The sequence below is a fragment of the Planococcus sp. VCh962 genome (genome assembly GCF_057748275.1).
In genome coordinates, this window is record NZ_JBYLHS010000017.1 from 1 (window position 1) to 26,942 (window position 26,942).

At 42.5% G+C, this 26,942-nt stretch carries 18 protein-coding genes, 1 pseudogene and 2 riboswitches; of the genes and pseudogenes, 16 read left to right on the forward strand and 3 right to left on the reverse strand.

Going from position 1 to position 26,942, the window contains the following annotated elements; all coding sequences use genetic code 11:
* Window positions 1-125: 125 nt before the first annotated feature.
* Window positions 126-1,049, reverse strand: coding sequence for a PhzF family phenazine biosynthesis protein (locus tag AC3AQ9_RS20345; protein ID WP_488309300.1), 924 nt, complete (start codon window positions 1,047-1,049; stop codon window positions 126-128).
* A 38-nt stretch (window positions 1,050-1,087) separates the two neighbouring features.
* A pseudogene (locus AC3AQ9_RS20350) lies at window positions 1,088-1,804 on the reverse strand (NAD-dependent deacylase).
* 175 nt (window positions 1,805-1,979) lie between these two features.
* Between AC3AQ9_RS20350 and AC3AQ9_RS20355 the strand changes: the two are divergent.
* The 8 genes from AC3AQ9_RS20355 (at window position 1,980) to AC3AQ9_RS20390 (ending at window position 12,583) form a co-directional block, all read left to right on the forward strand.
* Window positions 1,980-2,939, forward strand: a complete 960-nt coding sequence (locus AC3AQ9_RS20355) for an aldo/keto reductase (RefSeq protein WP_488309301.1) — start codon at window positions 1,980-1,982, stop codon at window positions 2,937-2,939.
* 41 nt (window positions 2,940-2,980) lie between these two features.
* Complete coding sequence (locus tag AC3AQ9_RS20360; protein WP_488309302.1) at window positions 2,981-3,859, forward strand: ROK family protein; 879 nt, start codon at window positions 2,981-2,983, stop codon at window positions 3,857-3,859.
* 82 nt (window positions 3,860-3,941) lie between these two features.
* On the forward strand, window positions 3,942-5,561 hold the full coding sequence (locus AC3AQ9_RS20365) for a glycoside hydrolase family 13 protein (protein ID WP_488309303.1): 1,620 nt from the start codon (window positions 3,942-3,944) through the stop codon (window positions 5,559-5,561).
* Between the two features lie 272 nt (window positions 5,562-5,833).
* Window positions 5,834-7,102, forward strand: a complete 1,269-nt coding sequence (locus AC3AQ9_RS20370; protein ID WP_488309304.1) for a S8 family peptidase — start codon at window positions 5,834-5,836, stop codon at window positions 7,100-7,102.
* A gap of 78 nt (window positions 7,103-7,180) precedes the next feature.
* Window positions 7,181-8,419, forward strand: a complete 1,239-nt coding sequence (locus AC3AQ9_RS20375; protein WP_488309305.1) for a helix-turn-helix domain-containing protein — start codon at window positions 7,181-7,183, stop codon at window positions 8,417-8,419.
* Window positions 8,416-8,583, forward strand: coding sequence for a hypothetical protein (locus tag AC3AQ9_RS20380; protein WP_488309306.1), 168 nt, complete (start codon window positions 8,416-8,418; stop codon window positions 8,581-8,583). The genes AC3AQ9_RS20375 and AC3AQ9_RS20380 overlap by 4 nt, the downstream gene beginning before the upstream one ends.
* Window positions 8,584-8,677: 94 nt before the next feature.
* The gene (locus AC3AQ9_RS20385; protein ID WP_488309307.1) at window positions 8,678-9,361 is read left to right on the forward strand and encodes a GNAT family N-acetyltransferase; all 684 of its coding nucleotides are present in this window, start codon (window positions 8,678-8,680) and stop codon (window positions 9,359-9,361) included.
* Window positions 9,362-9,439: 78 nt separating this feature from the next.
* Window positions 9,440-12,583, forward strand: a complete 3,144-nt coding sequence (locus AC3AQ9_RS20390) for a bifunctional diguanylate cyclase/phosphodiesterase (RefSeq protein WP_488309308.1) — start codon at window positions 9,440-9,442, stop codon at window positions 12,581-12,583.
* Window positions 12,584-13,026: 443 nt separating this feature from the next.
* Here AC3AQ9_RS20390 and AC3AQ9_RS20395 read toward each other — a convergent pair whose 3' ends face one another.
* Window positions 13,027-13,533: a GNAT family N-acetyltransferase gene (locus tag AC3AQ9_RS20395; RefSeq protein WP_488309309.1), complete on the reverse strand. Its 507-nt coding sequence runs from the start codon at window positions 13,531-13,533 to the stop codon at window positions 13,027-13,029.
* A 327-nt stretch (window positions 13,534-13,860) separates the two neighbouring features.
* Here AC3AQ9_RS20395 and ilvD point away from each other — a divergent pair, with 327 nt between their 5' ends.
* The 8 genes from ilvD to AC3AQ9_RS20435 all read left to right on the forward strand — a co-directional run bounded on the left by ilvD (window position 13,861) and on the right by AC3AQ9_RS20435 (window position 26,300).
* Complete coding sequence (gene ilvD, locus AC3AQ9_RS20400; RefSeq protein ID WP_488309310.1) at window positions 13,861-15,579, forward strand: dihydroxy-acid dehydratase; 1,719 nt, start codon at window positions 13,861-13,863, stop codon at window positions 15,577-15,579.
* 429 nt (window positions 15,580-16,008) lie between these two features.
* Window positions 16,009-17,478 (forward strand): nicotinate phosphoribosyltransferase, encoded by a 1,470-nt coding sequence (locus AC3AQ9_RS20405; RefSeq protein WP_488309311.1) that lies wholly within the window; start codon window positions 16,009-16,011, stop codon window positions 17,476-17,478.
* A gap of 12 nt (window positions 17,479-17,490) precedes the next feature.
* A complete protein-coding gene (gene nadE, locus AC3AQ9_RS20410; RefSeq protein ID WP_488309312.1) occupies window positions 17,491-18,318 on the forward strand; it encodes an NAD(+) synthase in 828 nt (275 codons plus the stop codon).
* Window positions 18,319-18,478: 160 nt separating this feature from the next.
* Entirely contained in the window at window positions 18,479-19,429 is a 951-nt protein-coding gene (locus AC3AQ9_RS20415) for an AAA family ATPase (protein WP_488309313.1), read from the forward strand.
* Entirely contained in the window at window positions 19,426-20,640 is a 1,215-nt protein-coding gene (locus AC3AQ9_RS20420; RefSeq protein WP_488309314.1) for a DUF58 domain-containing protein, read from the forward strand. Before AC3AQ9_RS20415 ends, AC3AQ9_RS20420 begins: the two co-directional genes overlap by 4 nt.
* Window positions 20,637-22,826: a transglutaminase domain-containing protein gene (locus AC3AQ9_RS20425; RefSeq protein WP_488309315.1), complete on the forward strand. Its 2,190-nt coding sequence runs from the start codon at window positions 20,637-20,639 to the stop codon at window positions 22,824-22,826. The genes AC3AQ9_RS20420 and AC3AQ9_RS20425 overlap by 4 nt, the downstream gene beginning before the upstream one ends.
* A 31-nt stretch (window positions 22,827-22,857) precedes the next feature.
* A riboswitch (purine riboswitch) is annotated at window positions 22,858-22,959 on the forward strand.
* Window positions 22,960-23,080: 121 nt separating this feature from the next.
* Window positions 23,081-24,619 (forward strand): glutamine-hydrolyzing GMP synthase, encoded by a 1,539-nt coding sequence (gene guaA / locus AC3AQ9_RS20430; protein ID WP_488309317.1) that lies wholly within the window; start codon window positions 23,081-23,083, stop codon window positions 24,617-24,619.
* A 122-nt stretch (window positions 24,620-24,741) separates the two neighbouring features.
* A riboswitch (purine riboswitch) is annotated at window positions 24,742-24,843 on the forward strand.
* Window positions 24,844-24,962: 119 nt separating this feature from the next.
* Window positions 24,963-26,300 (forward strand): NCS2 family permease, encoded by a 1,338-nt coding sequence (locus AC3AQ9_RS20435; RefSeq protein ID WP_488309316.1) that lies wholly within the window; start codon window positions 24,963-24,965, stop codon window positions 26,298-26,300.
* Window positions 26,301-26,942: the final 642 nt, after the last annotated feature.

Consider the following 26,942-nt stretch of genomic DNA (forward strand, 5'->3'; position numbering starts at 1 on the left):
ACCTTCACTATATTTTGCCATATAAAAAACACCCCAAAAGTTAGATTTGGACTCTAACTTTTGGGGTGCACTACCAAAACTGAAAAACGGCTTTTTTTGTTTGTATTGGCTAAGTGAAGAGATAATCAGACATCGAGAATAATTTGGCCTTTTCCCATCGCAACGGATTGTCCGCCAATTTTTACTTCGGAGATTTTACTGCCATTTTTGGTAATAATGATATCAATATAACTGGGTCTTTTAATTTCAAATCCTTGTTCACTGCGAATCAAGTAGATGCCATCCTTTGCGGGAGAAATCAATCCATGCTCTACAAGATAAGCACCTAATGGTCCGCTTGCTGCCCCAGTTGCCGGGTCTTCCTGAATCCCCATTGCCGGAGCGAACATCCGGCTGTGGACAGTTGATTGCTTTTCCTCGGTTTGCATCGTGAAAACGAAAATATGCTGGGTGTATTGATTTTGGCTAAACTGTCTTTCCCAAATATCAACGCGGAAATTGATTTCTTTCATGGCTTCTAAAGAACGGACAGGAATGAATAAAAAGGGGATTCCTGATGAAACGGATTGAATGGGGAAGCGATGATCCAAATCTTTCGGCGAAAGAGACAGCAAATCGGCAACAAGGCCGGGTTTTTGAAAATGGCTGCCAAAGACAGGGAGCGGCTGTGTCATCTCGACTTTTGTGATATCCGTACCTTCTTTATAAACCGTTACGGGAATCTCGCCTATTTGCTCTTCCAAAATCCATTCATTTGTGCCCGCTTCAGTTGGAATGATTCCTTTACTTGCTAAAACAAAAGCAGCGCCGACTGTAGGATGCCCCGCCATCGGAAGTTCTACTTTCGGGGTGAAGATCCGCAGACTTTTTTGGTGTTCCGGATTGTTGGACGGACGGATGAATACTGTCTCGGAAAGGTTAAGTTCACGGGCAATTTTCTGCATCGTTTCTGCTGGCAGTTCAGTTTCTTCGTGGAACACCGCCAACTGATTTCCACCAAAAGGCCGGCTCGTAAAAACATCAATCAATTCATAATTCAAAGTGGTCATAGCTTGCCTCCGTTCTGTTTTTGTTTTTCATCCGCTTTTCATTTCAACTGGCCGTCCCATTCCGCCAATACGTCTCCGATTTTCCGGTCATGGATGACTTCATCAGCGAAGTGGTCAAAAGCTGTTTCATCCTGATTGACTATCACAAGCCGTGCGCCATTTTCTTTAGCAATGAGCGGAAACTGATTGGCGGGGGTGACACTGAGAGAGGAACCGAGAACGATAAATAATTCGGCACGAGCTGCTTCTTCGAACGCCATATTAAACGGTTCTTCCGGCAGCATTTCACCGAACAGCACAACAGAAGGACGCAAGTATCCTCCACAATTTGTGCATTGATATATACCGTTTGCAAACTTTTCGCTGTTGAATACTTTACCGCAGGAATTGCAGAAAACCGTCTGCAGCGTGCCATGCAGTTCAGCAACTCGTTCACTGCCCGCTTGCTGGTGAAAGCCATCCACATTTTGCGTAATAATCGATTTGACGAATCCCCGTTTTCCCCATTCTGCCAGCAGGCGATGCCCTTTATGCGGACCGTATTCCTTGATCCCAATCACTCGATTACGGTAAAAATCCATGAACTCTTCCACATTGTTGCTCAATGCTTCAACGCTTGCCACCTTACTCGGATCCTTTTGCTGCTAAACACCTTGGTTGGCGGAACGGAAGTCGGGCAGACCGCTTTCCGTTGACATGCCTGCACCTGTAAAAACTACTGTATATTGCGAAGAATTCAACCAATCGCTGATCATTGTGCTCCTCCTTTAATGAAAATTCTGTTAATTCAAGTATATAGAATTTTTCTTGTAATTGTTATTATATTGAATGATTGAAAACAAGCGGTATTGAAGGGATTCCTGAACAAAGCAGCGAATAAAAAGGGAAAGGTATTTTGCATGATGAAATATGAATACTAGGGGGATTACAATGAAGTATTCAAATTTAGGGCGATCGGGTTTGCGCATCTCGAACCTTAGTCTTGGAACGATGGCATTTGGCCGATGGATAGATGAAAAAGCTTCTGCAGAAATTTTAGACCGGGCCATTGATGCCGGCATTAATTTGATAGACACTGCTAATTTTTATGGCAAAGGGCAAGATGAAGCATTTAAATATGGGACGGGTGAATCGGAAGATATTATTGGCCGCCACTTGAAAGGCAGACGGGACAAAATCGTTTTGGCGACAAAAGTCGGTCTGCCGGTCGGGCAATACGTCAATGATGCTGGTTTGTCGAGATTCCATATCATGAGAGAAGTTGAAAATTCCTTGAAGCGGCTCAGAACGGATTATATCGATCTGTATCAAGTTCATCGATTTGACAGACGCACTCCGCTGGAAGAGACGCTTTCGGCGCTTACTGAATTAGTAAAACAAGGGAAAGTCCGGTATATCGGCTGTTCAAATTACGCAGCATGGCAAATGGCAAAAGCAAACGGTCTTAGTAATTTCCATGGGCTTGAGCATTTCATCTCGTCTCAATCGCAGTATAATCTGCTGTCGAGGGAGCTGGAGCAGGAAGTGATTCCTTTCTGCCTGTCTGAAAGAATGGGGTTATTGGTTTACAGTCCGATGGCACGTGGCATGTTGTCTGGCAAGTACTCCTCAAGAGGGGAGCTGCCGGAAGAAAGCCGGGCCGCAAAAGGAGAGCAATTAATCCAGCATTATTTCACGGATGCAAATTTTGAACGTATTGCGAAATACAAACAAATGGCAGAAGAGCAAGGTGTAAATCTTTCTCAATTTTCATTAGCCTGGATTTTGAATCAGCCCGCGGTCACTTCAGCAATTGTCGGAGCCAGCAAGCCAGAGCACGTGACCGACGCTGTGCATATCAGTGATTGGAAATGGCCATATGAATTAAATGAAACAGTAAAACGGCTTTAACAGCTATAGAAATAATCAGCATACAGGAAAAGGGGAAGAAAATGAATAATGTATTAGGTGTGGATATCGGGGGAACAAAAATTAGGCTGGCTATTGTTGGACAACAGGGAGCACTGTCATTTGATGAAACTGTGCCGACAAAAATTCCGCTGTATCCTTATCTGGAAGAGCAGATTCTGCGGATTATCAAGCTTCATCCGGAAGTAGACGCAATTGGCATCGGGACACATGGTTTCGTGGACCCAAGCAATGGAAAAGTGATTTACGCCACTGATATTCTGCCGGGATGGACAGGGACTGATTTGAAAAAGCAGTTGGAGCAAGCCACTGGAAAAAGAGTCGAAGTGGATAACGATGCAAATTGTGCGGCTCTGGCAGAAGCCAAAATTGGAGCAGCAAGAGGCAGCAGCCGTGTCGTTTGTTTGACGCTTGGAACGGGCCTTGGAGGCGGCATCATCTGGGATGGCAAGCTGTTAAGCGGAGGGCCGCACGGCGGTGCCGCCGAGATTGGCCATATGATTTTATATCCAAACGGTGTCTTATGCCCGTGCGGCCGGCGTGGCTGCTATGAGCAATACGTATCAGGCACTGCCCTTAATCGGCGCATCAAAGAAGCAGGCCTTACAATCAGTTCACATGAACTATTTGGTCTTGCTGCTACTGAACCACGAGCCATGCAGCTTGTAAAAGAATTTACTGCTGATTTGGCACAAGGCATCAGTTCTCTGCAAGCCATTTTCGATATGGAAGTTGTCGTAATTGGCGGCGGTGTATCAGAAGCTGCACCTCTGTGGTGGGAGCCATTCATGCGGCAGCTTGAGCCATTGCTTTTAAATCCTCTGACAGTGAAAGTGGCTGAATTTGGCAATGAAGCGGGCGTTTTAGGCGCGGCATTGCTGTTAGAAGGAGCGGAAAGGTGAAAGATGGAAATTTAAAAATCTGTTTGATTCCAGCGTAGTATGACAATCTTAATCTGATCAAAGATATAAGGGGGCGCTGATCTTGAAGAAAACATGGTGGAAAGAGGCGGTTGTCTATCAAGTATACCCCCGGAGTTTCAAGGACTCAAACGGGGACGGCATCGGTGATTTGAATGGTGTCACCGAAAAACTGGATTACTTGGATGAATTGGGAATCGATGTGATCTGGATTTGTCCGATGTACAAATCGCCGAATATAGACAATGGTTATGATATCAGTGATTACCAGGACATTATGGAAGTGATGGGAACGATGGAGGATTTTGATCGCTTGCTGGCTGAAGTCCATGCTCGCGGCATGAAACTGGTTATCGACCTGGTACTTAACCATACTAGTGATGAACATCCCTGGTTTATCGAGTCCCGTTCATCAACAGAAAATCCCAAACGTGATTGGTATGTCTGGCGTGATAAACCGACCAATTGGGAAAGTATTTTCAGTGGTCCGGCATGGGCATTCGATGAAAGAACACGGCAGTATTATCTGCACTTGTACGCGGAAAAGCAGCCGGACGTGAATTGGGAAAACAAGGAACTCCGACAGGCATTATATGAAATGACCAATTGGTGGCTTGATAAAGGAATAGATGGTTTTCGCATAGACGCCATCAGCCATATCAAAAAAGATTATACAGACATGCCGAATCCTGACGGCAAGGATTACGTTCCGGCTTGGGAGAAGATGACCGATGTCGAAGGGATCCTTGATTTTTTAGTGGAACTGCGGGATGAAACGTTCGCCAAATACGACGTAATGACAGTCGGAGAAGCAAATGGAGTGACCACGGATGAATTGGAAGAGTGGATAGGTGAAGAGCAAGGCGTAATGAATATGCTGTTTCAATTTGAAACCTGGTATCTCAGAAAGTTGGATGAACCATGCGGTGTTAATATAGATGCCCTTAGAGATGTTTTGACCCGCTGGCAAGAAGCTGCGGAAGGAATAGCATGGAATGCGCTTTACGTTGAAAATCATGACCGTTCCCGAATTGTTTCAACTTGGGGGGATGATAAAGTATACTGGCGTGAAAGTGCGACCTCCATCGCCTTTATGTATTTTTTCATGCAAGGAACTCCTTTTATCTACCAAGGCCAGGAAATCGGAATGACGAATGCCCCTTTTCATGACATTATCTTATACGATGATGTAAAGACCTTGAACTTATATCGCTATAAAAAAGCGGAAGGAATGGACCATGATACCATCATGGAAATGATTAAAATGAGCAGCCGGGATCATTCACGAACACCGATGCAATGGCATGGCGATGATTTTGCAGGTTTTTCGACTGCAGTCCCGTGGCTCAAATTGAACCCGAATTACACCTGGCTGAACGTGGAAACCCAGCTCCATGATCCTTTATCGGTCCTCAACATTTATAAACGCATGATTGCTTTGCGAAAAGAAAAAGAAGTTTTAATCTACGGAACGTATAAACTATTTGAAACTCCATATTCCTGTGTTTATGCCTATACAAGAGAAGATGAAACAGCAAAAATGCTGGTAGTATCCAATCACAAAGATGACCCACTTCACTGGAGGGCACCAGATGGAGCAACATTGCTGCTCGACAATTATGGAACGGAAGACACCAATAAATTGCGGCCTTATGAAGCCCGGTTGTATCAATTAAAAAAATGAAAAGAAAACCTCATAGAGCCGATTTAAAGCCACTCTGTTAAAGGGTGGCTTTATTGTGGTGGACTGGAAATTATAAGTAATTATACCCATTTAAATCTACCTGTTTCCTAATAATTTCTATAAAATAGTTTAAATTTCCCCAATTACGCTATCCTGATTTTTCTGTTAATTTTAAGGTGAGGCATGGCTCTTGCAAGACAAGAGCGTATAGTGACTGCAGGACGCTGCATGTTTCTTGAATGCTGAAACTGAACGGAAAAGGGGATAGAACGATGAAAAGAACGTCAAAATTATTCACATCAATTATGCTGACAGCGACTTTGCTTGTACCGGCAATGGGTGTCAGTGCAAATGGAGAGGCTGCCCAGGTGCAAAGCAATGCCAACGAAACATTTCGTGTCCTGATCGATTCAGCAAATCAAAAAGAATTGAAAAATGCCAAAGGAAAATATGGCATTCGATGGGATTTCAATTCAGAAGGTTTCACTACTGATATGAATCAAAAACAATTTGAAGCACTGCAAAAAAATAAAAACTTATCTGTTGAAAAAGTACCTGAACTCACCATTGAAGAAAGCTCTTCTAAACCTGAAGCAGCATACGCTGCCATGGCTGCATCCCAGTCTGTTCCATGGGGAATTAAAGCAATTTATAATGACGGCACTTTAACAAGTACTTCCGGAGGGGCCGGAATCAACATTGCTGTTTTGGATACAGGAGTCAATGTAAACCATTCAGATTTGAAGAATAATGTTGAACAGTGCAAAGATTTTACAGCGGCGTCAAGCATCGTTAACGGATCGTGTGTTGACCGGCAAGGGCACGGAACCCATGTCGCTGGTTCAGCTTTAGCTAATGGCGGTACAGGAGCAGGAGTTTACGGAGTAGCACCCGCTGCAGACTTATGGGCTTATAAAGTATTAGGCGATAATGGATCAGGGTATTCAGACGACATTGCAACAGCAATTCGCCATGCAGCGGATCAAGCGGCTTCATTGAATGCCAAAGTAGTCATTAACATGTCACTCGGCTCATCCACTGAAAGCAGTTTGATTACGAATGCAGTAAACTATGCATACGGCAAAGGCGTGCTGATTGTAGCAGCAGCCGGCAACTCCGGCCCTTACCAAGGTTCAATCGGTTATCCAGGTGCCCTGCAAAACGCTGTAGCAGTTGCGGCGCTTGAAAATTTTATTCAAAACGGTACTTACCGTGTGGCGGACTTCTCTTCACGCGGTTATAGCACGACTGATGGCGATTATTTCATTAACAAAGGCGATGTCGAAATCTCAGCACCTGGAGCTTCAATCTACTCTACTTGGTATACAGGCGGCTACTCGACGATTAGCGGAACTTCCATGGCAACGCCTCATGTAGCGGGGTTAGCAGCGAAAATTTGGGCAACAAATTCTGCTGCCAGCAACACACAATTGAGAGCGGAATTGCAGAACCGAGCGAAAGCGAACGATATCCTTTCGGGTATTGGTGCCGGATATGGGGATGACCACGCATCAGGATTCGGGTTTGCCCGAGTGCGCTAACAAAAAAACAATTCCAGTTAAAGCTGGAATTGTTTTTTTATGTTAAAATTTTTTTATTCAAATAATAGAGGTGAGCTTATGAATATCGGATCTGTCATTAAATATTACCGTACGAAAAATAGTCTTACACAGTCCCAGCTGGCAGACGGCATTTGCTCTATTTCACATTTGAGTAAAATTGAATCCAATACGTATACTCCTCATGAATCTACAATAGAAGCTTTGTTGCTCAAAATGGGCGTCCAGTGGGAAAAAGAAATCAACAAATACAATCGATTGGAACGGCAGCTCGGTGAATTCATTGATTGCGCTCTGCATTACGACCTCACCAATATGCATGAGCAGTACAATCAGTTGGAGCAGGAAAACGATTATATCCAATCAACCGATTTAGTAAATCAATATGAACTGTACAAGTTCCGCTTTTATATTTATCAAAACAACCAAGCATTGGCCGATAGCCAAAAAAGATTGCTTGAAAGACTGGCAGGCTCTTTTACTGCTCCGGAAAAATGGCTGTATCAATTTTTTCAATCGCTTTATTACACTATGCTAAATAAAACCGAGACTTCTCTTCGCTTCCTGGAAGACTTGGACAAAGGGATTCAAAGCATTCCGCAAAAATTTGAAGGGGAGTATTATTATCAGAAAGCTCGCTTGCTCATTTTGCATGACCGTTTTGAAAGTTCCGCTTACTATGCTGAAATGGCAGTCCAGTATTATCAGTTGCACCATAATTACATCCGGCTGCTCCATGCTCAGCTGTTGCTGGCCATCAACTATACTAGAAGAAATCTGCTGGTCCAGGCGGCAGGCATATATGAAGTGCTGAAACGGAATTCGCATTTGACAGGGCAAAAGGAGTTATACGATCAGACACTTTATAACTTTGTAGAATTGCTAAAACAAAAAGGAGAGTATCAGCTGGCCTCTGAACTGCTGCAGCAATTAAAAGAAAAAGTGCCCAAAGACACTTACTTTTATAAAGCTATACTGGTCAGTGCATTAGAAGTTGCTATAGAAATACCTTCTAATCCAGAAGAGCTTATAACAGAACTCAGGGAACTAGCATCAGATCCATCAGATGAATATTTTAGGATATACGCTAACTACTTCGAAAAACGAAGCTTTTCCCAAGGGGACCTTTGGACCTATTGCGAAGAAACAATGTTTCCGTTTTTCAGAAAGAATGGTTATATAAAAGAAGGAAAAAAAGCTGTGGCAGAACTCTTTGAATATTACCAAAGAAACAAAGAGTGGGAGAAAGCAAATTTCTTTCGTTCTTATTACAATCAGACCGGTGGTGAATTATTATGAAATTCAGTAAAACATTAATCGCTTCGTTAGTAACAGCTGGGTTCATCGCAGGGGTTTCAATGCCATTTAGCGCATTGCTGGATTCTGGCCAATTTGGAGCTGTACAAGCTCTTGGAGGAAATCCGGCTCTTTTATCGGCACCGCATATCTTGCCTCCGCTTTAAAGGAGGGTATCAACCGTTTAAAACTTTTCAGCTGATATGCTGGAAGGTTTTTTATATATAATAGAAGAATATCTACGGAAGGGATGGGACATTGATGTATCGAAAGCAGCAATACGTTTTCCTGGACGGCAAGCCAATACTGGCCACTGTCAGAAATTATCAAGAAGAGGATTTTGAAGGTCTGATTGAAGTGCAGCGAGAAAGTTTTCCGCCTCCTTTTCCGGCTGACTTATGGTGGACAATGGATCAACTAAAAAGCCATATAGAAAATTTTCCGGAAGGTGCATTATGTGTTGAAGTAAACGGAGAAATCGCAGGTTCTATTACGAGCTTATTGGTAGATTTCGATCCGCTTCATCCGCAGCATACGTGGGAGGAAATCACTGACAATGGTTCTATAGGCAACCACCAGCCTGAAGGAAATACTTTGTATATCGCCGATTTATGCGTTAAACCTTCGTTTCGTAAACTGGATTTAGGAAAACTGCTTATGCAATCGATGTATGAACATGTTGTCCAGTTCAAATTGGAACGTTTGCTTGGTGGAGGGCGAATGCCGGGATACCATCGCTATGCGAACGAGTTGACGCCGGAACAATATATACACCAGATAGTCAGCGGCAATTTAAAAGATCCAGTTATCACTTTCTTGCTTCGTTGCGGACGTACTCCAGTGTGCTTGGTGCCCAATTATCTGAAAGACGCCGAATCACATGATTTTGGTTTATTAATGGAGTGGGAAAATCCGTTTAAAGGAATTGGGAAAGACGAAAAGTAATAAACTTATGTTAATTTTTGAATAATGTAGGGTATACTTACTTACATTCTTGAGTGTAATTGGGAGATGAATTGAATTTTGCCTGAGTCATTAAGTCCGTTTTTAATTATTCTTTCTATATTTATCGCGATGATTTCCTCTTATATTACACTGGTGCTGATTGGGAAAATCCTTTCTGCCAGCCCATTGGGTAGGAAGAGATGGATTTTGGTGAGTTCTTTCGCATTTGGAATGGGGATTTTCTCTATCCATTTTATCGGTATGCTGGCGTTTTATTATAATAATTTAATAACCTACAATCCCTATTTGCTGCTAGGTTCATTTTTCATTTCCGTAGCATCATCGGCTGCTGTTTTCTATTGCCTGTATTCAGGAACGTTAAGTAAGATTAAAATGATTGCCAGCGGCTTCTTTTTTGCTTTTGGAATTATTCTCGGACATTTTGCAGCTATAAGGGCAATTGAAGGGCAGATAAAGTTTGAGTTTCACTCAGTTTTTCTGGTTCTCTCTTTATTGGTTTCGATTATTTTTTCTATCATTGCCATTAAGATTTTTTTAGATATAGAGAAATTAGTCAATTCCGTTATTCGCAGAGTGCTATGCTCGATTATTTTAGGCTTAGCTCTCTCGTTGATGCATTATGTGGCAATGAATGCCATCATCATCATTCCACTAACCCAAGCAGTACCGGGATTGAGTAAAGCCAATTTTGTATTGACCTCTATCAGTATAATCATCATGATGGTTTTACTGTTTGCTTTTCTGCTTTTTGCAATGCTCGATTACCGTAAGTTACAAGCAGAGAAACATCTGTTTTTAAAAATGAAGGAAAGCGAATCCCGCTTTCGCCGTTTAGTTGAATTGTCTCCTGAACCGATCATGGTGCAGAGTGAAGGGAAACTTGTTTTTGCAAATGAAGCATGCTTAAAAATGATTCAAGTAGTTGACGAAAAAGAAGTGATTGGAAAATCCATTTTTGAATTTATTCCGGAAGGACTTCGAGAAAGTGCTGAAGAACGCATTGCGCTAATTTCAGAGGGAATCAAAGTCAGACCGGAAGAGCAGCAACTTTTGACTCCAGCTGGCTTTTTAATGGACGTTGAAGTTACGGGTGTACAGATGGAATTCGAAGGTAAACCTGCTATGCAACTTGTGTTAAGAGACATTACCGAACAAAAAAGAGTCAGAAGAGAACTGGAAGACAGCCAACAGCGGTACCGGTCCCTGTTCGAACATCATCCAGATGGTGTTTATTCAAAAGATCGGTTAGGCAATTTAACAAGCGTCAATCAAGCGACGGAAGAACTGTTGGGGTTTTCAAAAGCGGAGCTCTTAAAAATGTCTTTCCATCCTATTATCCATCCGGATTATTTAGAAATGACAAACGCTAAATTCATGAAGGCTCTTGAAGGAAAACCGCTGAATTATGAAATACTCGGAATCCATAAAAATGGTAATACTCTCCATTTGAACATCACAAATTTGCCTATTTATGTGGATGGTGAAATTACGGGTGTCTATGGGATCATTAAAAATATTTCGAATGAAAAAAAAGCGCTTCGATTATTAGAAGAGAACGAGGAAAAATATCGGTCGTTGTTTGCTCATAACCTTGATGCTGTATTTGAGATAGATTTACATGGCGCTTATCGGAATGCCAACGAAAAAGCTGCCGAACTTACCCGTTTTTCCATTGGTGAACTGAGCCAGCTAAACCCGATTTCTCTTGTCGCCGCTGACTTGGATGGGGTGTACAGAGCCTTCTCAAGTGTTAAAGCCGGCCAATCTCTTCATCTTGAAACAAAGCTGAACGATAAAACAGGTGCTTTAATTGAAGTTGAAGTCAATGCTGTTCCCATCAGTAAACAAGGGAAAGTAGACGGAGCTTTTGCGATTGTCCGAGATGTGACGGAGAAAAAAGAAACGCAGGAGAAAATTCGTCAATTGGCTTTTACAGATCAATTAACCGGATTGCCGAACCGGCATTGGTTTTATGAAAACCTCGTTTCAGTAGTGGAGCGAGCAAAAAAACAGATGAACTCTGTTGCGATTATGATTGTCGATTTTGATGATTTTAAAGGAATCAACGATTTGCTTGGCCATTACGGAGGTGACTTGTTCTTAAAAGAAGTAGCTGGTCGGCTCAAGTCATGCCTTCGTCCGAATGACCACATTTCGCGCTATGGTGGAGATGAGTTTGTTATGGTGCTTGAAGGGGTTGAGGAAGACTATATTAATCGGTTGGCACAAAAAATTCTGCGAGTGATGAATCAGCCGGTTTATCTAATGGACCATGAATTGACCATAACGATCAGCATTGGCATCAGTATACAAAATGTGTGCACAAGTGATGAAGAATCATTAATAAGGCAAGCGGATTTCGCAATGTATTCAGCGAAAGAAAAGGGGAAAAATAATTATCAGTTCTTCACTCAACATTTGAACGATAAAGTGACACGCAAACTTCAATTGGAAAGTGCTTTAAGAAAAGCCGTTGAAAAAGAAGAATTTCAACTGTACTATCAGCCGCAGATTGATTTACAGAAAAGGGATATGGTTGGGATCGAGGCACTCATCCGCTGGAATTCTCCATACGGATTTGTATCGCCAGCTGAATTTATTCCTATTGCAGAAGAGACCGGGCTAATTTTGCCGATTGGCGAATGGGTCATTAAGGAAGCGTGCCGGCAGATCAAGGACTGGGAAAAAGCAGGGTTCCCGCGAATAAAAGTTTCTGTTAATGTTTCGGCGCGGCAATTCAGAGATCCGGCACTCAGCCGGAAAATACAAGAGGTGCTTTCAGAATACGAGATAAACCCAACTGATTTCGCGATTGAGATAACAGAAAGTGTCATGCTGAACATTGAAGAAGCATCAAAAGTGATCGAAGACATTAAAGCGTTAGGCGTTAAAGTTGCCATTGACGATTTTGGTGCCGGCTATTCGTCATTGAATGTCATAAAAAATGTAGAAATAGATACGCTGAAAATAGATAAATCACTGATCGATGATGTGATAAGCAACCGCCGCAACTTTTCGATCCTTACCGCTATAATTGGAGTTGGAAAAAGTTTGCATACTGAAATCATTGTTGAAGGAATTGAAACAAAAGAACAAGTGGCGATTCTTCAGGGATTTCAGGTGATTGGACAAGGATACTATTTTAGCCGGCCATGCACAGCTGAACAAATAGAGGCAATGTGGGAAAAAGCAAGAAATTAAATATAGAGATATCCGAAGATATTCTTTAATGAATTAGAAAACAGTTTATTGAGAAATCCGAAACTTGAATTAGGCATCATCCCTTAACCGATATTCCGCCAAACAGCTGCGCTTGCCGCGGGCGAGCGCCAAGCCGCTTCGTCGCTGCGTTCCTGTCTCTGCATCGCTGCGCTAGCTTCGAGACATGAAAAAGCGTTGCAAGGTCTCGGCTGTCTCGTCGCTTACGCTGCCCCGCAGGCAAGACATTAGCCGAAGCCTGCGAGGCCAAGTCTTTGCGACGAAGCAGCGAAGCGATGCAGGAGCACACGGTTTTCGCCAGCGAGTGAGGAGGCTTAGGCCGCACCCCGCGAAAAGCGTCCGCCCTGGAGCGAAATGAGAAAAGGCTGTCAAGAGTTTCTCGACAGCCTGAAAACAGTTTCTGCATCTCGCAGAAACTGTTTTTTTTATGAGTTCAAGTCAAGCCGGAATGCCTTGACTATAATGCCGTCGTCCATGGGTTCAAAGTCAAGGGAAGGAACACGTTTGAATCCTAAGTTTTCATATAATCGCATGGCATTTTCCATGAAGTTTGCCGTATGCAAACCGACGAATGGAGAGCCTTCTTCTTCTGCCCGTTTTATGCAATGCCGGACTAGCGCTTTTCCAATTCCTTTGCTTCTAAAGTCAGCGTCTACGGCAAGCATGCGGATTTCAGGATATTCCAGGGTTTGTGAATCCCACTCATAAGCTTTTGTTTTAGCCGGAAATAAAACGACGCTGCCTGCAATTTTCCCCTCTATTTCAGAAACATATATTTCAGCTCCTGATTCTTTTGCATTTTCTGATGACAAAGTGCCTTTCAATACATTCCAATGGCCTTCCGGGATTGCATTTCTGTAAGGAGTATATGAAGAAATCCGTTGGTTTTTAATCATTTCATACTCATTATCATGCGCTTTTCTGATTAACAAGTGACCATCTCCCATTTAATTCATGGCGAATAAAACCTTGAATTAAAAGCATTTTCGGCAAGTATAACATTTCCCGAAAAATTTTTGTTGCTTTTACATTTCTCTATAGCTAAAAAATCCGCTTGGAAATACGGAAAAAACATGTGCAGCACCGCTAACTAGTATTCATTAAGTTTGCAAGATTATTTAAGAAAATAATTTGAAATGTAAATGCTTACATGTGAAAGTTTTTTGACAAATATAAATTTTTAAGCTAATAATATTTTTAATTCATTGAATTGCGTTAATATTACTCTATAATGAGTTAAAAGAAAGGATAGATGTCTTATGAAAAAAGATTTGCGTATCAACAGTAAAGTGTTTGAAGGGTCTATGAAAGCACCGAACCGGGCGATGCTCCGAGCAGTAGGTTTTTCGGATGATGATTTTACAAAACCACAAATTGGCGTTGCGAGTACATGGAGCGAAGTCACTCCTTGTAATATACATATTCACGATTTGGCAGTCAGCGCAAAAAAAGGTGCAGCAGAAGCTGGCGGAAAGCCGATGATTTTTAACACAATCACAGTTTCAGATGGAATTTCAATGGGAACGGAAGGGATGAAGTATTCCCTTTCGAGCCGTGATGTAATTGCAGATTCAATTGAAACGGTTGTAGGGGCGGAGAGCCTCGATGGACTTGTAGCGATCGGCGGATGCGATAAAAACATTCCAGGCTGTTTGATTGCTATCGCGAATTCAGAAGTGCCCGCTGTATTTGTTTATGGCGGAACGATTGCTCCGGGAAGAAACAACGGACAGGATATCGACATTGTGTCAGTATTCGAAGGGGTCGGCCAGCACAACGCCGGAACAATCGACGATGGCGCTCTTCGGAAAATCGAATGTGCTGCTTGTCCAGGAGCCGGTTCTTGTGGAGGGATGTACACGGCAAATACCATGGCGTCTGCCGCTGAAGCGATGGGCATGAGCTTGCCGGGCAGTTCATCCAATCCGGCTGAAACAGAAGGGAAACTGGCGGATTGTGAAGCTGCTGGAGCAGCGGTATACAATCTTCTCGAACAAGGCATTTATCCAAAAGACATCATGACCAAAGAAGCGTTTGAAAATGCAATTACTGTCGTCATGGCGCTTGGCGGTTCTACGAACGCCATTCTGCACTTACTGGCGATTGCCCATGCCGCTGAAGTCGATTTGACGATCGACGACTTTGATCGGATTCAAAAAAACGTGCCGCATATCGCTGATTTAAAACCGAGCGGAAAATACGTCATGCAGGACTTGCACCGTGTAGGCGGTGTACAAGCAGTGATGAAAATGCTTTTCGAAGCAGGATATATCCACGGCGATTGCATGACTGTCACGGGTAAAACGGTGGCGGAAAACTTAAAAGAGGCACCTGATTTGCTGGAAGGGCAGCAAGTAATCATGCCGCTCGATAATCCGAAGCGAAAAGACGGACCATTGATCGTTTTAAAAGGGAATTTGTCGCCACGAGGAGCAGTCGCGAAAATGTCAGGCGTAAAAGTGAAGCGCCATTCGGGTCCGGCACGCGTCTTTGACAATGAGCCGGAAGCGACTGCAGCTGTTATGGCAGATCAAATCAACGACGGCGATGTTTTAGTCATTCGTTATGTTGGGCCAAAGGGTGGACCGGGAATGCCGGAAATGCTGTCGATCTCAGGTATTCTTGTCGGCAAAGGAATGGACGAAAAAGTTGCGCTGCTGACAGATGGCCGTTTCTCTGGCGGAACGCATGGACTGGTCGTCGGCCATATTGCACCGGAAGCGCAAGTTGGCGGGCCGATTGCTTTGCTGAAAGAAGGCGACATCGTAACCATCGATTCAGAAACACAGGAAATTACGATGGATGTATCGGACGCTGAACTGGAAGAACGCCGTCAAGCATGGATTGCACCTCCTTTGCATAAAAAAGGAGTTCTCGGCAAGTATGCGCATAACGTGACTTGCTCTTCAAAAGGAGCCGTAACGGATTATTTGAACAGAGAAGAAACCACTGCAGCAACTACAGCTGTAAAAAATTAAATAGAAGACAATTGGAAAAGGGATGCTCCCGAGTTGAGAGCATCCCTTTGATTTTGCAAGGTAACATTATTTATTTTTGACTCAATTTTTCAACCCGTTGTATCGGGGGAATCATTTCCATTGAAAAGAATTTCTTTCAGTGCCGCGGTCATAGTTCCACTGGGTGCTTTCTAACTTAAGCAACGTAAACCCTACCTTCTTTTACGTCCTTGCGATCCTCAAATCGCGCCAGTGTGAATAAGTATTCTCAAAAACATTATTGTAGAATGCCAGATTATCAAAATATATCCGTTACCTCTTTGTTAACTGAACTAGTATCTCATAATTTTGATGGTCCGTCAACCTATTTGTTAATCTGGTTTTTAATTAATTGAAATTTGTCTATTAGGGTATAATAAATGAAACAACGATAGTGAGAAGGAGATTCATATGAAGAAAAATTATTCAGATGACAGTTTAGTCTTACATACCGATTTGTATCAGATCAATATGTCCGAATCCTACTGGGCAGATGGAATGCATGAACGGAAAGCAGTATTTGAACTTTTCTTCCGGAAGCTTCCATTCGGCAATGGGTATGCCATTTTCGCCGGTTTGGAGCGTGTACTGGATTACTTGAGAGATTTCCGTTTTTCAGAAAGTGACCTTGCTTATCTTCAAGAAGAAGTGGGGTATAAAGAGGACTTTATCGAATATTTGCGGACAGTCCGTTTTACTGGCGATGTTTACTCTGTTCTTGAAGGCGAACTGGTTTTTCAAAATGAACCGCTGATGCGAATTGAAGCGCCATTAGTTGAAGCTCAATTAATCGAAACGGCACTTTTAAATATTGTTAATTACCAAACCTTGATTGCCACAAAAGCGAGCCGCATCAAACAAATAGTCAAAGAGCAGCGGGTTATGGAATTTGGCACGAGACGGGCACAGGAAATGGATGCCGCTATTTGGGGCACACGCGCTGCATTTATCGGCGGTCTTGAAGCGACGAGCAATGTGCGTGCCGGAAAACTTTTCGGCATTCCTGTTGCAGGTACCCATGCCCATTCGATGGTCCAAGCGTATAAAGATGAATATGAAGCATTCCATTCGTATGCGAAACGCCATAAGGATTGTGTGTTTTTAGTAGATACTTACGATACGTTAAAATCGGGTGTTCCGACTGCCATTCGTGTAGCAAAAGAATTGGGGGACCAGATTAATTTCCAAGGAATCCGGCTAGACAGCGGTGATATTGCGTTTTTGTCGAAAGAAGCGCGGAAAATGCTGGATGAAGCAGGTTTCCCGGAAGCGAAAATTGTGGTTTCGAATGATTTGGATGAATACACCATTCTAAACTTAAAAGCACAAGGAGCCAGAGTGGATTCATGGGGGATCGGGACGAAACTGATTACTGCATACGATCAGCCGGCGCTTGGTGCAGTTTATAAAATTGTGGCCATTGAGAATGAAAACGGAGAAATGGAAGATACCATTAAAATTTCCGGCAATGCGGAAAAAGTTACAACTCCTGGAATGAAAAACGTTTATCGGATTATAGATAGGGAAAATGGGAAATCAGAGGGGGATTATATTACATTGCATGATGAGAATCCGGCCGAAGAAGATCATCTGAAAATGTTCCATCCTGTCCATACCTACGTTTCGAAATTTGTTTCCAATTTTGACGCAGTGAATATCCATCAGCAAGTGGTCAAGGATGGAGAAGTTATCTATGAAAATCCCTCTGTACAGGAAATGCAGCAATTTGCGGCTCGGAATCTGGAGTTGCTTTGGGATGAATACAAGCGTTCACTGAATCCTGAAGAATATCCGGTAGATTTAAGCCAAAAATGCTGGGACAACAAAATGCGCAATATCCAAGAAGTGAAAGATATGATCCAACAGCTTACCAGGAAATAAGGGGGAGTATTGATGACAGAATTGCAAAACAAAATCATTGAAGAACTTAAGGTTCGGCCTTCCATAAATCCAAAAGAAGAGATTGGTCGGACCGTTTCATTTTTGAAAGAATACTTGGCACATCACTCCTTTTTAAAGGGATATGTACTAGGGATTTCTGGTGGACAAGATTCTACTTTGGCGGGTAAATTGGCACAAATAGCAGTTGATGAGCTTAATAAGGAAGCGGGCGAAGAAAAATACGGCTTCTACGCTGTTCGGCTGCCTTATGGAGAGCAATTTGATGAGCATGACGCGCAAGATGCCATCGATTTTATTAATCCGACTAAAGTTTATACGGTTAATATCAAAGAAGCCGTTGATGCCAGCAAGCGGGCACTTGATGCAGCGGGTATTGTATTGACGGACTTTGCTAAAGGAAATGAGAAAGCGCGTGAACGGATGAAAGTTCAATTTTCAATTGCGGCTATGCACAATGCAGTCGTTTTAGGAACAGATCACGCCGCTGAAGCAATTACCGGATTCTATACCAAGTTCGGAGACGGGGCTGCAGATATCACACCGTTATTCCGTTTAAACAAGAGGCAAGGGCGAGCCATGCTGAAAGAGCTGGGTGCGCCGGAGCATTTGTATATGAAAATTCCAACTGCAGATTTAGAGGAAGACAAGCCGGCTATTCCAGATGAAGTGGCATTGGGATTAACATATGACATGATTGACGATTATTTGGAAGGTAAAAAAATTCCGGAAGATGCGCAGGAAAAGCTGGAAGGCTATTATTGGCGTTCCCAACATAAACGGCATTTGCCAATCACAATATTTGACGATTTTTGGAAATAAATTGGACAAACAGAGTTTAGCTTGCTAAGCTCTGTTTTTATTTGTGGAAAAAGTCCTTTGGAAAGTAATGGACAGTTGAGAAATTTACTTAAATTCGTTATGCTTATGTTAAGATTTCGACAATTTGAAAAACTTCATCATATATACTGGGGGAATCAGGATGAGCGCGAAAGATCGTTTAAATAATGTGATTGACAATATAGAAAAAGTAATCATCGGCAAGCGGAATATTGCGGAGTTAAGCATAGTAGCCATGCTGTCACAAGGTCATGTTTTGCTTGAAGACGTGCCCGGTGTTGGGAAAACGATGCTGGTAAGAGCGCTGGCGAAATCGATTGGCGCGGATTTCAAAAGAATTCAATTCACTCCTGACCTGCTCCCATCTGATGTTATAGGCGTTTCCATTTACAATCCGAAAGATATGGAATTCCATTTTAGACCAGGGCCGATTATGGGCAATATTGTATTGGCCGATGAAATAAACCGGACTTCCCCTAAAACGCAATCCTCCCTATTAGAAGCAATGGAAGAAGCTTCCGTCACGATTGATGGCGTCACAATGCATATCCCTAAACCTTTTTTTGTAATGGCAACTCAAAATCCCATTGAATATGAAGGTACGTATCCGTTGCCAGAAGCACAGCTGGATCGGTTTCTCTTGAAAATTAAAATTGGTTATCCGACTTCTCGGGAAGAAATGGAAGTTTTAAGCCGTTCACAAGTTTCTGCTCCGATTGACGATTTAAATTCAGTTATGTCGCTTGAAGAATTGCTGAAACTGCAGGAAGAAGTAAAGCTAATCAGAGTAGACGAAACAATCCGGAGCTATATTGTGGATCTGGCCAGGCAAACTCGGATTGATCCATATGTCTATCTAGGGGTTAGTCCGCGAGGGTCGATTGCTCTCATGAAAGCATCACAGGCCTATGCAATGTTGAGGGGAAGGGACTTTGTCACGCCGGACGATGTGCAGCATTTAGCGAAATTCGTCTTTGGCCACCGGATCATGCTTCGTTCTGAGGCCCGATATGACGGGGTTACTGCAGAAGAAATTACGGACAGAATTATGGCGAAGACAAGGGTGCCGGTACAGAGGCTAGTTGGCCAATGAGCAAAGCGGTAGAATTCTTAAATTTATGGGGGAGGCTGCTTTTTGTTCTTGCCATCCTCTTGTTTGCATTCTCGTTTGCAATGTTTCAAGGCGGGTTTGTAAGCTGGTTCATTTTTTATATGGCGTTGCCTTTTGCACTCTATTCAATTTCATTGACTTTTTATCCTTTACAAGATATAGAACTTTCCCGTGAAATTCACACTGCCCAAGTTCGAAAAGGAGGCAATTTTTCTGCGACCATTCATATTCGCCGAAAAATCAGGTTCCCTTTGCTTTATACAGTTCTTACAGAAAAGACTAATTCACCAGCCTTAAAAAAAAGAACTGTTGGAAATCATCAAAAGATGCTTGTACCTGGATTTCAGAAAAGCTATTCCTGGACTTATGAAATTGAACATATGCCTCGGGGAGAACATATCCTCGAAGGAGTTCAAATAGAAATTGCAGATTTCTTCGGCTGGGTTCGCAAAACTAGACTGGTGCCGTTGCAGCAAAAAGTGCTTGTTTATCCCAATACAGTCGAAATGGCTTATCGGCCGATGGAGTCTAAATACGACCACGGTTCAATGGCTGCTCCTTTTACATTGGTGAAAGATACGACCATGGCAACAGGAATCCGGGATTACCATCCCGGTGACCGGGTTTCATGGATTCATTGGAAATCTTTTGCCCGGACTCAAACGATGAGAACAAAAGAGTTTGAAGATCGGCAGTCACAAGACTTATTTTTAATGGATGACCGGGTTCCTTCAGATAAATTTGAAATGCAAGTTGAATTAGTGGCTTCAATTCTTCAGGCTATCGTTCGAGCCAATTCAAGCGTTGCCTATTTATCAGTGGGAGAGACGCGTAATTATTTTCCGGTAATCCAGACAGAAGAACATTTGCACCGTATTATGTATCATTTGACAAAAGTGCAAGCCGATTTGGAAAAGCCGGCTGAAGAAGCAGCGAATCGGGATTTGCAAAAAATCCAAGCTTCGAGCTTGCTGTATGTAACAAGTAATTTAACGATTGATATGGTGAAAGTTATTCAACGCAATGTAAAACATTTAAACACATGTATGTGCCTGATAGTCACGAACAAAGGAGAACGACCTTCTCCGAAAGAGGAGATGGCTCATCAATTTGCCCGTTCCAAAGGATTTATCATCAAGCGAGTCAGCCCTGAGAATTTTGCATCGGTATTCACGGAGGTGAACGGCAAATGACTTCCATTCGAAAAAATATATGGTTTATGACTGGTTTATACGTATTGGTTTTCTTCTTGTTGGCTGAATGGCTGACGCCAGTCATGACATTGACAGCCACCGCCCATAAGCCGTTATTTTTAATGTTTATTGGCATGGGATTGCTGATGGCATTATTGAAAGTGGATTGGTGGATTTCAGGACCTTTGAAGTTGATTTATATATTGTGGTTCATCATCTATGTGTATACTGGCGAATTATTTTTTACTTGGGATGCAATTGCTTTTGTATGGCAGGATTTGGAAATTAACATAAGTGCCTTGTTTTCACAAAATTGGGCACAGACTACTGACATTTTCAGAACAATTTTATTTTTTGCTTTGCTGTGGATGGCTGTTTATTTAATTCACTATTGGGTGAGCTTCCGCTTGAGCATTTTCTTGTTTTACTTATTGACAGTTATTTTTATTGCCGTCTTGGATACGTTCAGCCCATATACTGGAAATACCGCAATTATCCGTATTATGGTCATTGGCTTATTGCTAGCCGGGCTTCTGCATTTGGCAAGATGGACTGAACGGCATCGTATTGAGTTAAGCAATGATAAAATTGCAGTTTTCATCATCCCTCTTTTTGTCATGATTGCGGCATCTACTGCATTCGCATTGTATTTACCGAAATCCGGGCCGGTTTGGCCAGACCCGGTTCCATATATTACGTCTCTATCAAGCCAAGCGGGAAGCGGGCCGGGCAATACAGTCGGAAGGATCGGGTATGGTGTAAATGATTCGCAATTAGGCGGCTCTTTTATCGGGGACAGTTCTCCGGTATTCCGAGCGGAAGTTGCAAATGGCCAGTATTGGAAGGTGGAAACAAAAGATATTTATACAACAAAAGGCTGGGAACTGACGGAAAACGTGGGAGATTCCTTTCTTTATGAAAACGGGGACTTTATTGCCACTGATTTTACTCCTGGCGATCCGGAAGAACAAGATACCGCCTTGCTGTCAATGAATCAAGAGTTTCCATTTGTCTTGTATCCCTATGGCACAGAATCAATCGTGATGGATACAGAAATGGATTATCAGTACAACACGGCTGATCAGCGAATAGAAACGTATCGGCAAGGTGATGTTTTTGAGCCGGAAGTTTATGAAATTACTTATAGTGAACCTACTTTCAGTTTAACGGCATTGCGCGAAACGTCAGAAGCCGATTTGGCAGAATTGCCTCCTGAATTCGACCGCTATTTGCAGCTGCCGGCAGAATTGCCGCAAAGGGTCCGGGATTTGGCGGAAGAAATAACGGCAAGCTCACCCACAATTTATGACAAGACACGGGATATTGAAAGATACTTCAGCAACGCGGGATTTGAATACAGCCAGCAGGATATTCCGGTTCCTGCAGAAGATCAGGACTACGTGGATCAATTTTTATTCGAAACGAAAAGAGGATATTGCGATAACTTTTCCACGTCAATGGTTGTCATGCTCCGTTCTCTTGATATTCCGGCGCGTTGGGTTAAAGGCTTTAACGAAGGGGAATTGCTGGAGACAGACGGTGAAAATGATATTTATCAAATCACCAATAATAACGCCCATTCCTGGGTAGAAGCATATATGCCAGGTGTCGGTTGGATGTTATTTGAACCGACCATTGGTTTTACTGGTTCTTCAGCTGTGGAATTTGATGTGGAAGTAGATGCGGCAGAGCGGGATGAACACGAAATGCCGGATCGTCCTGAACCGCCTAAACCCGAAGGAGCAGAAGATGAAGCAGCTGCTTCAGGGAATGCGGGACCATCGGTATGGAGCCGCTTTAGCGCATTTTTAGATGAAAACCGAAGTGAGATTGGCTGGGGGTTCATCGGACTTGCCTTGCTGGCAGCAATATTTTATAAAGTTCGCCAAAAATGGCTGCCAATTGTGCTGATTCCTTATTACCGGCTTCGCCGCGGCGGGACTCACACTTTCGAAAAAGCGTATTTGCGGCTGTTGAAACAGCTTGATTTGTATGGCATCAAAAGAAGAGAAGGCCAAACCTTAAGGTCTTATGCCTCTTACATCGATACGTTTTTCGGTACCAAAGATATGACCCGTTTAACGAATGCTTATGAGCAGTCAATCTATGGTGGTCACGCAGAAGCCATTGAATGGCGTGAATTGCAGGAAAGTTGGGAAAATTTAATCAAACAAACAACCGGTTGATTTTGGCCGGGCTACCTTGTACAATTGAGAAAATTAAAGTTACAGGTGCCCTCATATATGTCTGGTAATATGGACCAGATGTCTCTACCAAGTCCCCGGAAATGACTTGACTATGAAGGTGGATGACGCATGCCTTGACATGTGCATTCGCCTTTTTGATGTAGAGCAAAAGAACGCGAGGAGTATTTTCGCGTTCTTTTGTTTTTTGAGGCCTGAATTGAATAGAAGAGGTGAAGAGTGTGCCAGCAAGTCCGATGTTAAAAGAGCAAAAGAAAATTGTAGTTTTGGATTTTGGAAGCCAGTACAACCAATTGATTACACGGCGTATTCGTGAAATTGGAGTTTATAGTGAATTGCATCCTCACACCATAACTGCTGAAGAAATCAAAGAAATGAATGCGACAGGGATTATCTTCTCAGGCGGACCAAACTCCGTTTACGATAAAAATGCTTTTTCAGTAGATGACGCAATTTTTGAAATGGGATTGCCTATTTTAGGGATTTGCTACGGCATGCAATTAATGGCGCTGCATTTGAACGGCAAGGTAGAAAAAGCCCAAAACCGGGAGTATGGCAAAGCGGAACTGAAACTGATCAAAGAAAGCACGGTATTTAAAGGTTTGCCGGAAGAACAAATCGTGTGGATGAGCCACGGGGACCTGGTAACTGCAGCGCCTCCTGGATTTGATGTAATCGGTACAAGTGCAGGATGTCCAATTGCTTCAATGGCAGATGAATCCCGCGGCTTTTACGGAGTTCAATTCCACCCGGAAGTACGTCATTCTATTTACGGAAATGAATTGTTGCGCCAATTTGTCTTTGAGGTATGCGGTATGACAGATGATTGGTCAATGGAAAATTACATCGAACTTGAAATCGAAAAAATCCGGGAAGAAGTAGGCGACAAAAAAGTTCTTTGTGCACTTAGTGGCGGTGTAGATTCTTCTGTTGTTGCAGTGCTGATCCATAAAGCAATCGGAGATCAACTGACTTGTATGTTCGTTGATCATGGTCTTCTGCGCAAAGGGGAAGCGGAAAGCGTAATGAAAACTTTCGCTGACGGCTTCCACATGAACGTCATCAAAATTGATGCACGTGAACGGTTTATGAAAAAATTAGCTGGCGTAACTGATCCGGAACAAAAACGGAAAATTATCGGCAACGAATTTATTTATGTATTTGATGATGAAGCATCAAAACTTGAAGGCATGGACTTCTTGGCGCAAGGAACACTTTATACTGATATTATTGAAAGTGGAACAACTACAGCTCAAACAATCAAATCACACCATAACGTTGGTGGACTTCCTGAAGATATGCAATTCAAACTAATTGAGCCGTTAAACACTTTATTTAAAGATGAAGTACGGGTTCTCGGAACTGAACTTGGTATGCCGGATGAAATCGTTTGGCGCCAGCCGTTCCCGGGCCCAGGTCTCGGCATTCGTATTATGGGCGCTGTAACAGAAGAAAAACTGGAAATCGTCCGTGAATCTGACTGGATTTTGCGGGAAGAAATCAGTAAAGCCGGCCTTGACCGTGATATCTGGCAATACTTTACGGTACTTCCTGATATCCGCAGTGTTGGTGTAATGGGAGATGCCCGTACGTACGATTATGCGATCGGAATCCGTGCAGTAACTTCTATTGATGGCATGACTTCGGATTGGGCACGCATCCCTTGGGATGTGCTAGAGAAAATCAGCGTCCGATTGGTCAACGAAGTATCACACATCAACCGCGTACTGTATGACATTACGAGCAAGCCGCCTGCAACTATTGAGTGGGAATAAATTGAAGCAGCTGTACTCCATATAAGGAGTACAGCTTTTTTATTTGACGAACTTTGTTCACTTTATTTTAATAATTGTTCGTGTTTAGTCTTGTTTGAAGTAATAAACCATGTTATATTACGATAGGAATTAAATAACGTTGTCGTATAATGTCGGGGATATGGCCCGAAAGTTTCTACCGAGTTACCGTAAATGACTCGACTACGATTTTTGTCCTCTTTCAAGAAGCAGGACTAGTTTCAAGGCTATTTGCTTTGAAAGGATAAATCGAGCGCATACGGCATAAAGCTGTATGCGTTTTTTGTTTTATGCATTATCGCGACGACACGCGGAGGAAAACATTATGAAGAAGTATTTTCAGTTCGAAGAGCTGGGAACAAATTATCGCCGTGAAATAATCGGTGGCTTAACAACATTTCTGGCCATGGCTTATATATTAGTGGTCAATCCATTGACGCTGACTTTAAGCTCTGTGCCAGATTTGCCTGCTGAAATGTACATGGATTACGGCTCCGTATTTATGGCTACGGCTCTGGCAGCTGCAGTAGGATGTTTAATGATGGGGATCGTCGCCAGATATCCTATAGCTTTAGCTCCCGGTATGGGTTTAAATGCTTTTTTTGCTTATACAGTTATTTTGACTTACGGTGTATCATGGCAAACCGCTTTGACTGGAGTTTTGTTTTCGGGTCTTATTTTTATCGTACTTTCTTTGTCTGGGTTGCGTGAGCGGATTATCAATGCAATTCCTAACGACTTGAAGTTAGCGGTTGGAGCCGGTATCGGACTTTATATCACGTTTATTGGTCTTCAAAATTCAGGAGTTATTGTCGCCAATGAAGCGACAATGGTTGGCTTAGGAGATTTATCAACACCTTCAACCTTGCTGGCCATTTTCGGTTTGGTCGTTACTGTAATTCTTATGGTCCGTCGAGTTAAGGGCGGGATTTTCTTCGGTATGCTGATTGCGGCTGTAGTGGGCATGATTTTCCAAGTCGTTGACTTGCCCAAAGCAATTGTCGATTTCAATATTCCTAGTATGGCTCCAACGTTTGGAGTAGCTTTCGAACCCATCATCAATGATTTCGGTTCATTGGTGAACATTGAATTCCTTGTTATCGTTTTAACATTTCTTTTCGTGGACTTCTTTGATACTGCTGGAACTTTAGTGGCGGTAGCGACACAAGCACGATTGATCAAAGATGATAAACTTCCGCGTGCCGGTAGAGCATTGCTGGCTGATGCAGTTGCTACAGTAAGTGGCGCAATCTTTGGGACATCAACTACAACTTCTTATATTGAATCAAGTGCAGGAGTAGCTGCAGGAGCAAGATCTGGGTTTGCTTCCGTAGTGACGGGGTTATTATTTTTAATTTCTATTTTGTTTTATCCTCTCCTTGAAGTGATTACGAGTGCCGTTACTGCCCCTGCTTTAATTATTGTGGGAGTGCTTATGGTTTCCGCTCTAGGAAGAATCGATTGGTCGAAATTTGAAATTGCTGTTCCTGCTTTCTTAACTATGATCGCGATGCCGCTTGGCTACAGTATTGCAACTGGTATTGCTATTGGTTTTATCTTCTATCCAATTACGATGATCACTGCTGGTAAGTGGAAGCAAGTGCACCCGATCATGTACGGGTTGTTTGTTATTTTTATTCTCTATTTCGTATTTATTGCTTAAGCGTAAGTCCGCCGAAGATTTTCGGCGGACTTTTTTTGTATGGAAGAAAGTTTAAAAGGATATATTTCATATGAGGATTTTTAACATGGAAAGAAGTTATAAGGCAGAAGTCTTTTATATAGAAGGAAAAATTCAAACAGCTTGGATTTGCTTTCTTCATTACTAAAGTTTTAGAAATAGAGAAGGCTCCTTATATAGAAGAAAAGAAATAAAAACATTGAGAAAGGGTGACGTAATAAGAATTAGTGGGGCAGGAAGGAAATGAAAATAGATTGGAAAGAAGATTCAATGTAAAGGAAATATTCCCTTTCAAATTTGTAACACCTTTGTAATTTTATTTTTAGAATATTCTGTTATAATAAGAAATGTAAACGAAATAATATTTTTTTATTATTTCTGTTGAAAGCGTTGACTTCAAATACAACCTCTGATATATTAGTAAATGTCCTCAAAACAACTCGAGGTAAATTCATTAAAAACTTAATGAAAAAAAATAACGAAAGTTATTGACATCGCAATTGAGTTGAGGTATTCTAATAAAGTTGCTGTTTGAACGCAGCGCACAATGAACCTTGAAAACTGAACAGCAAAACGTCAACAAATTAGCGACGGCCGCGCAAAACGGCCGAAGCAACGTACTGA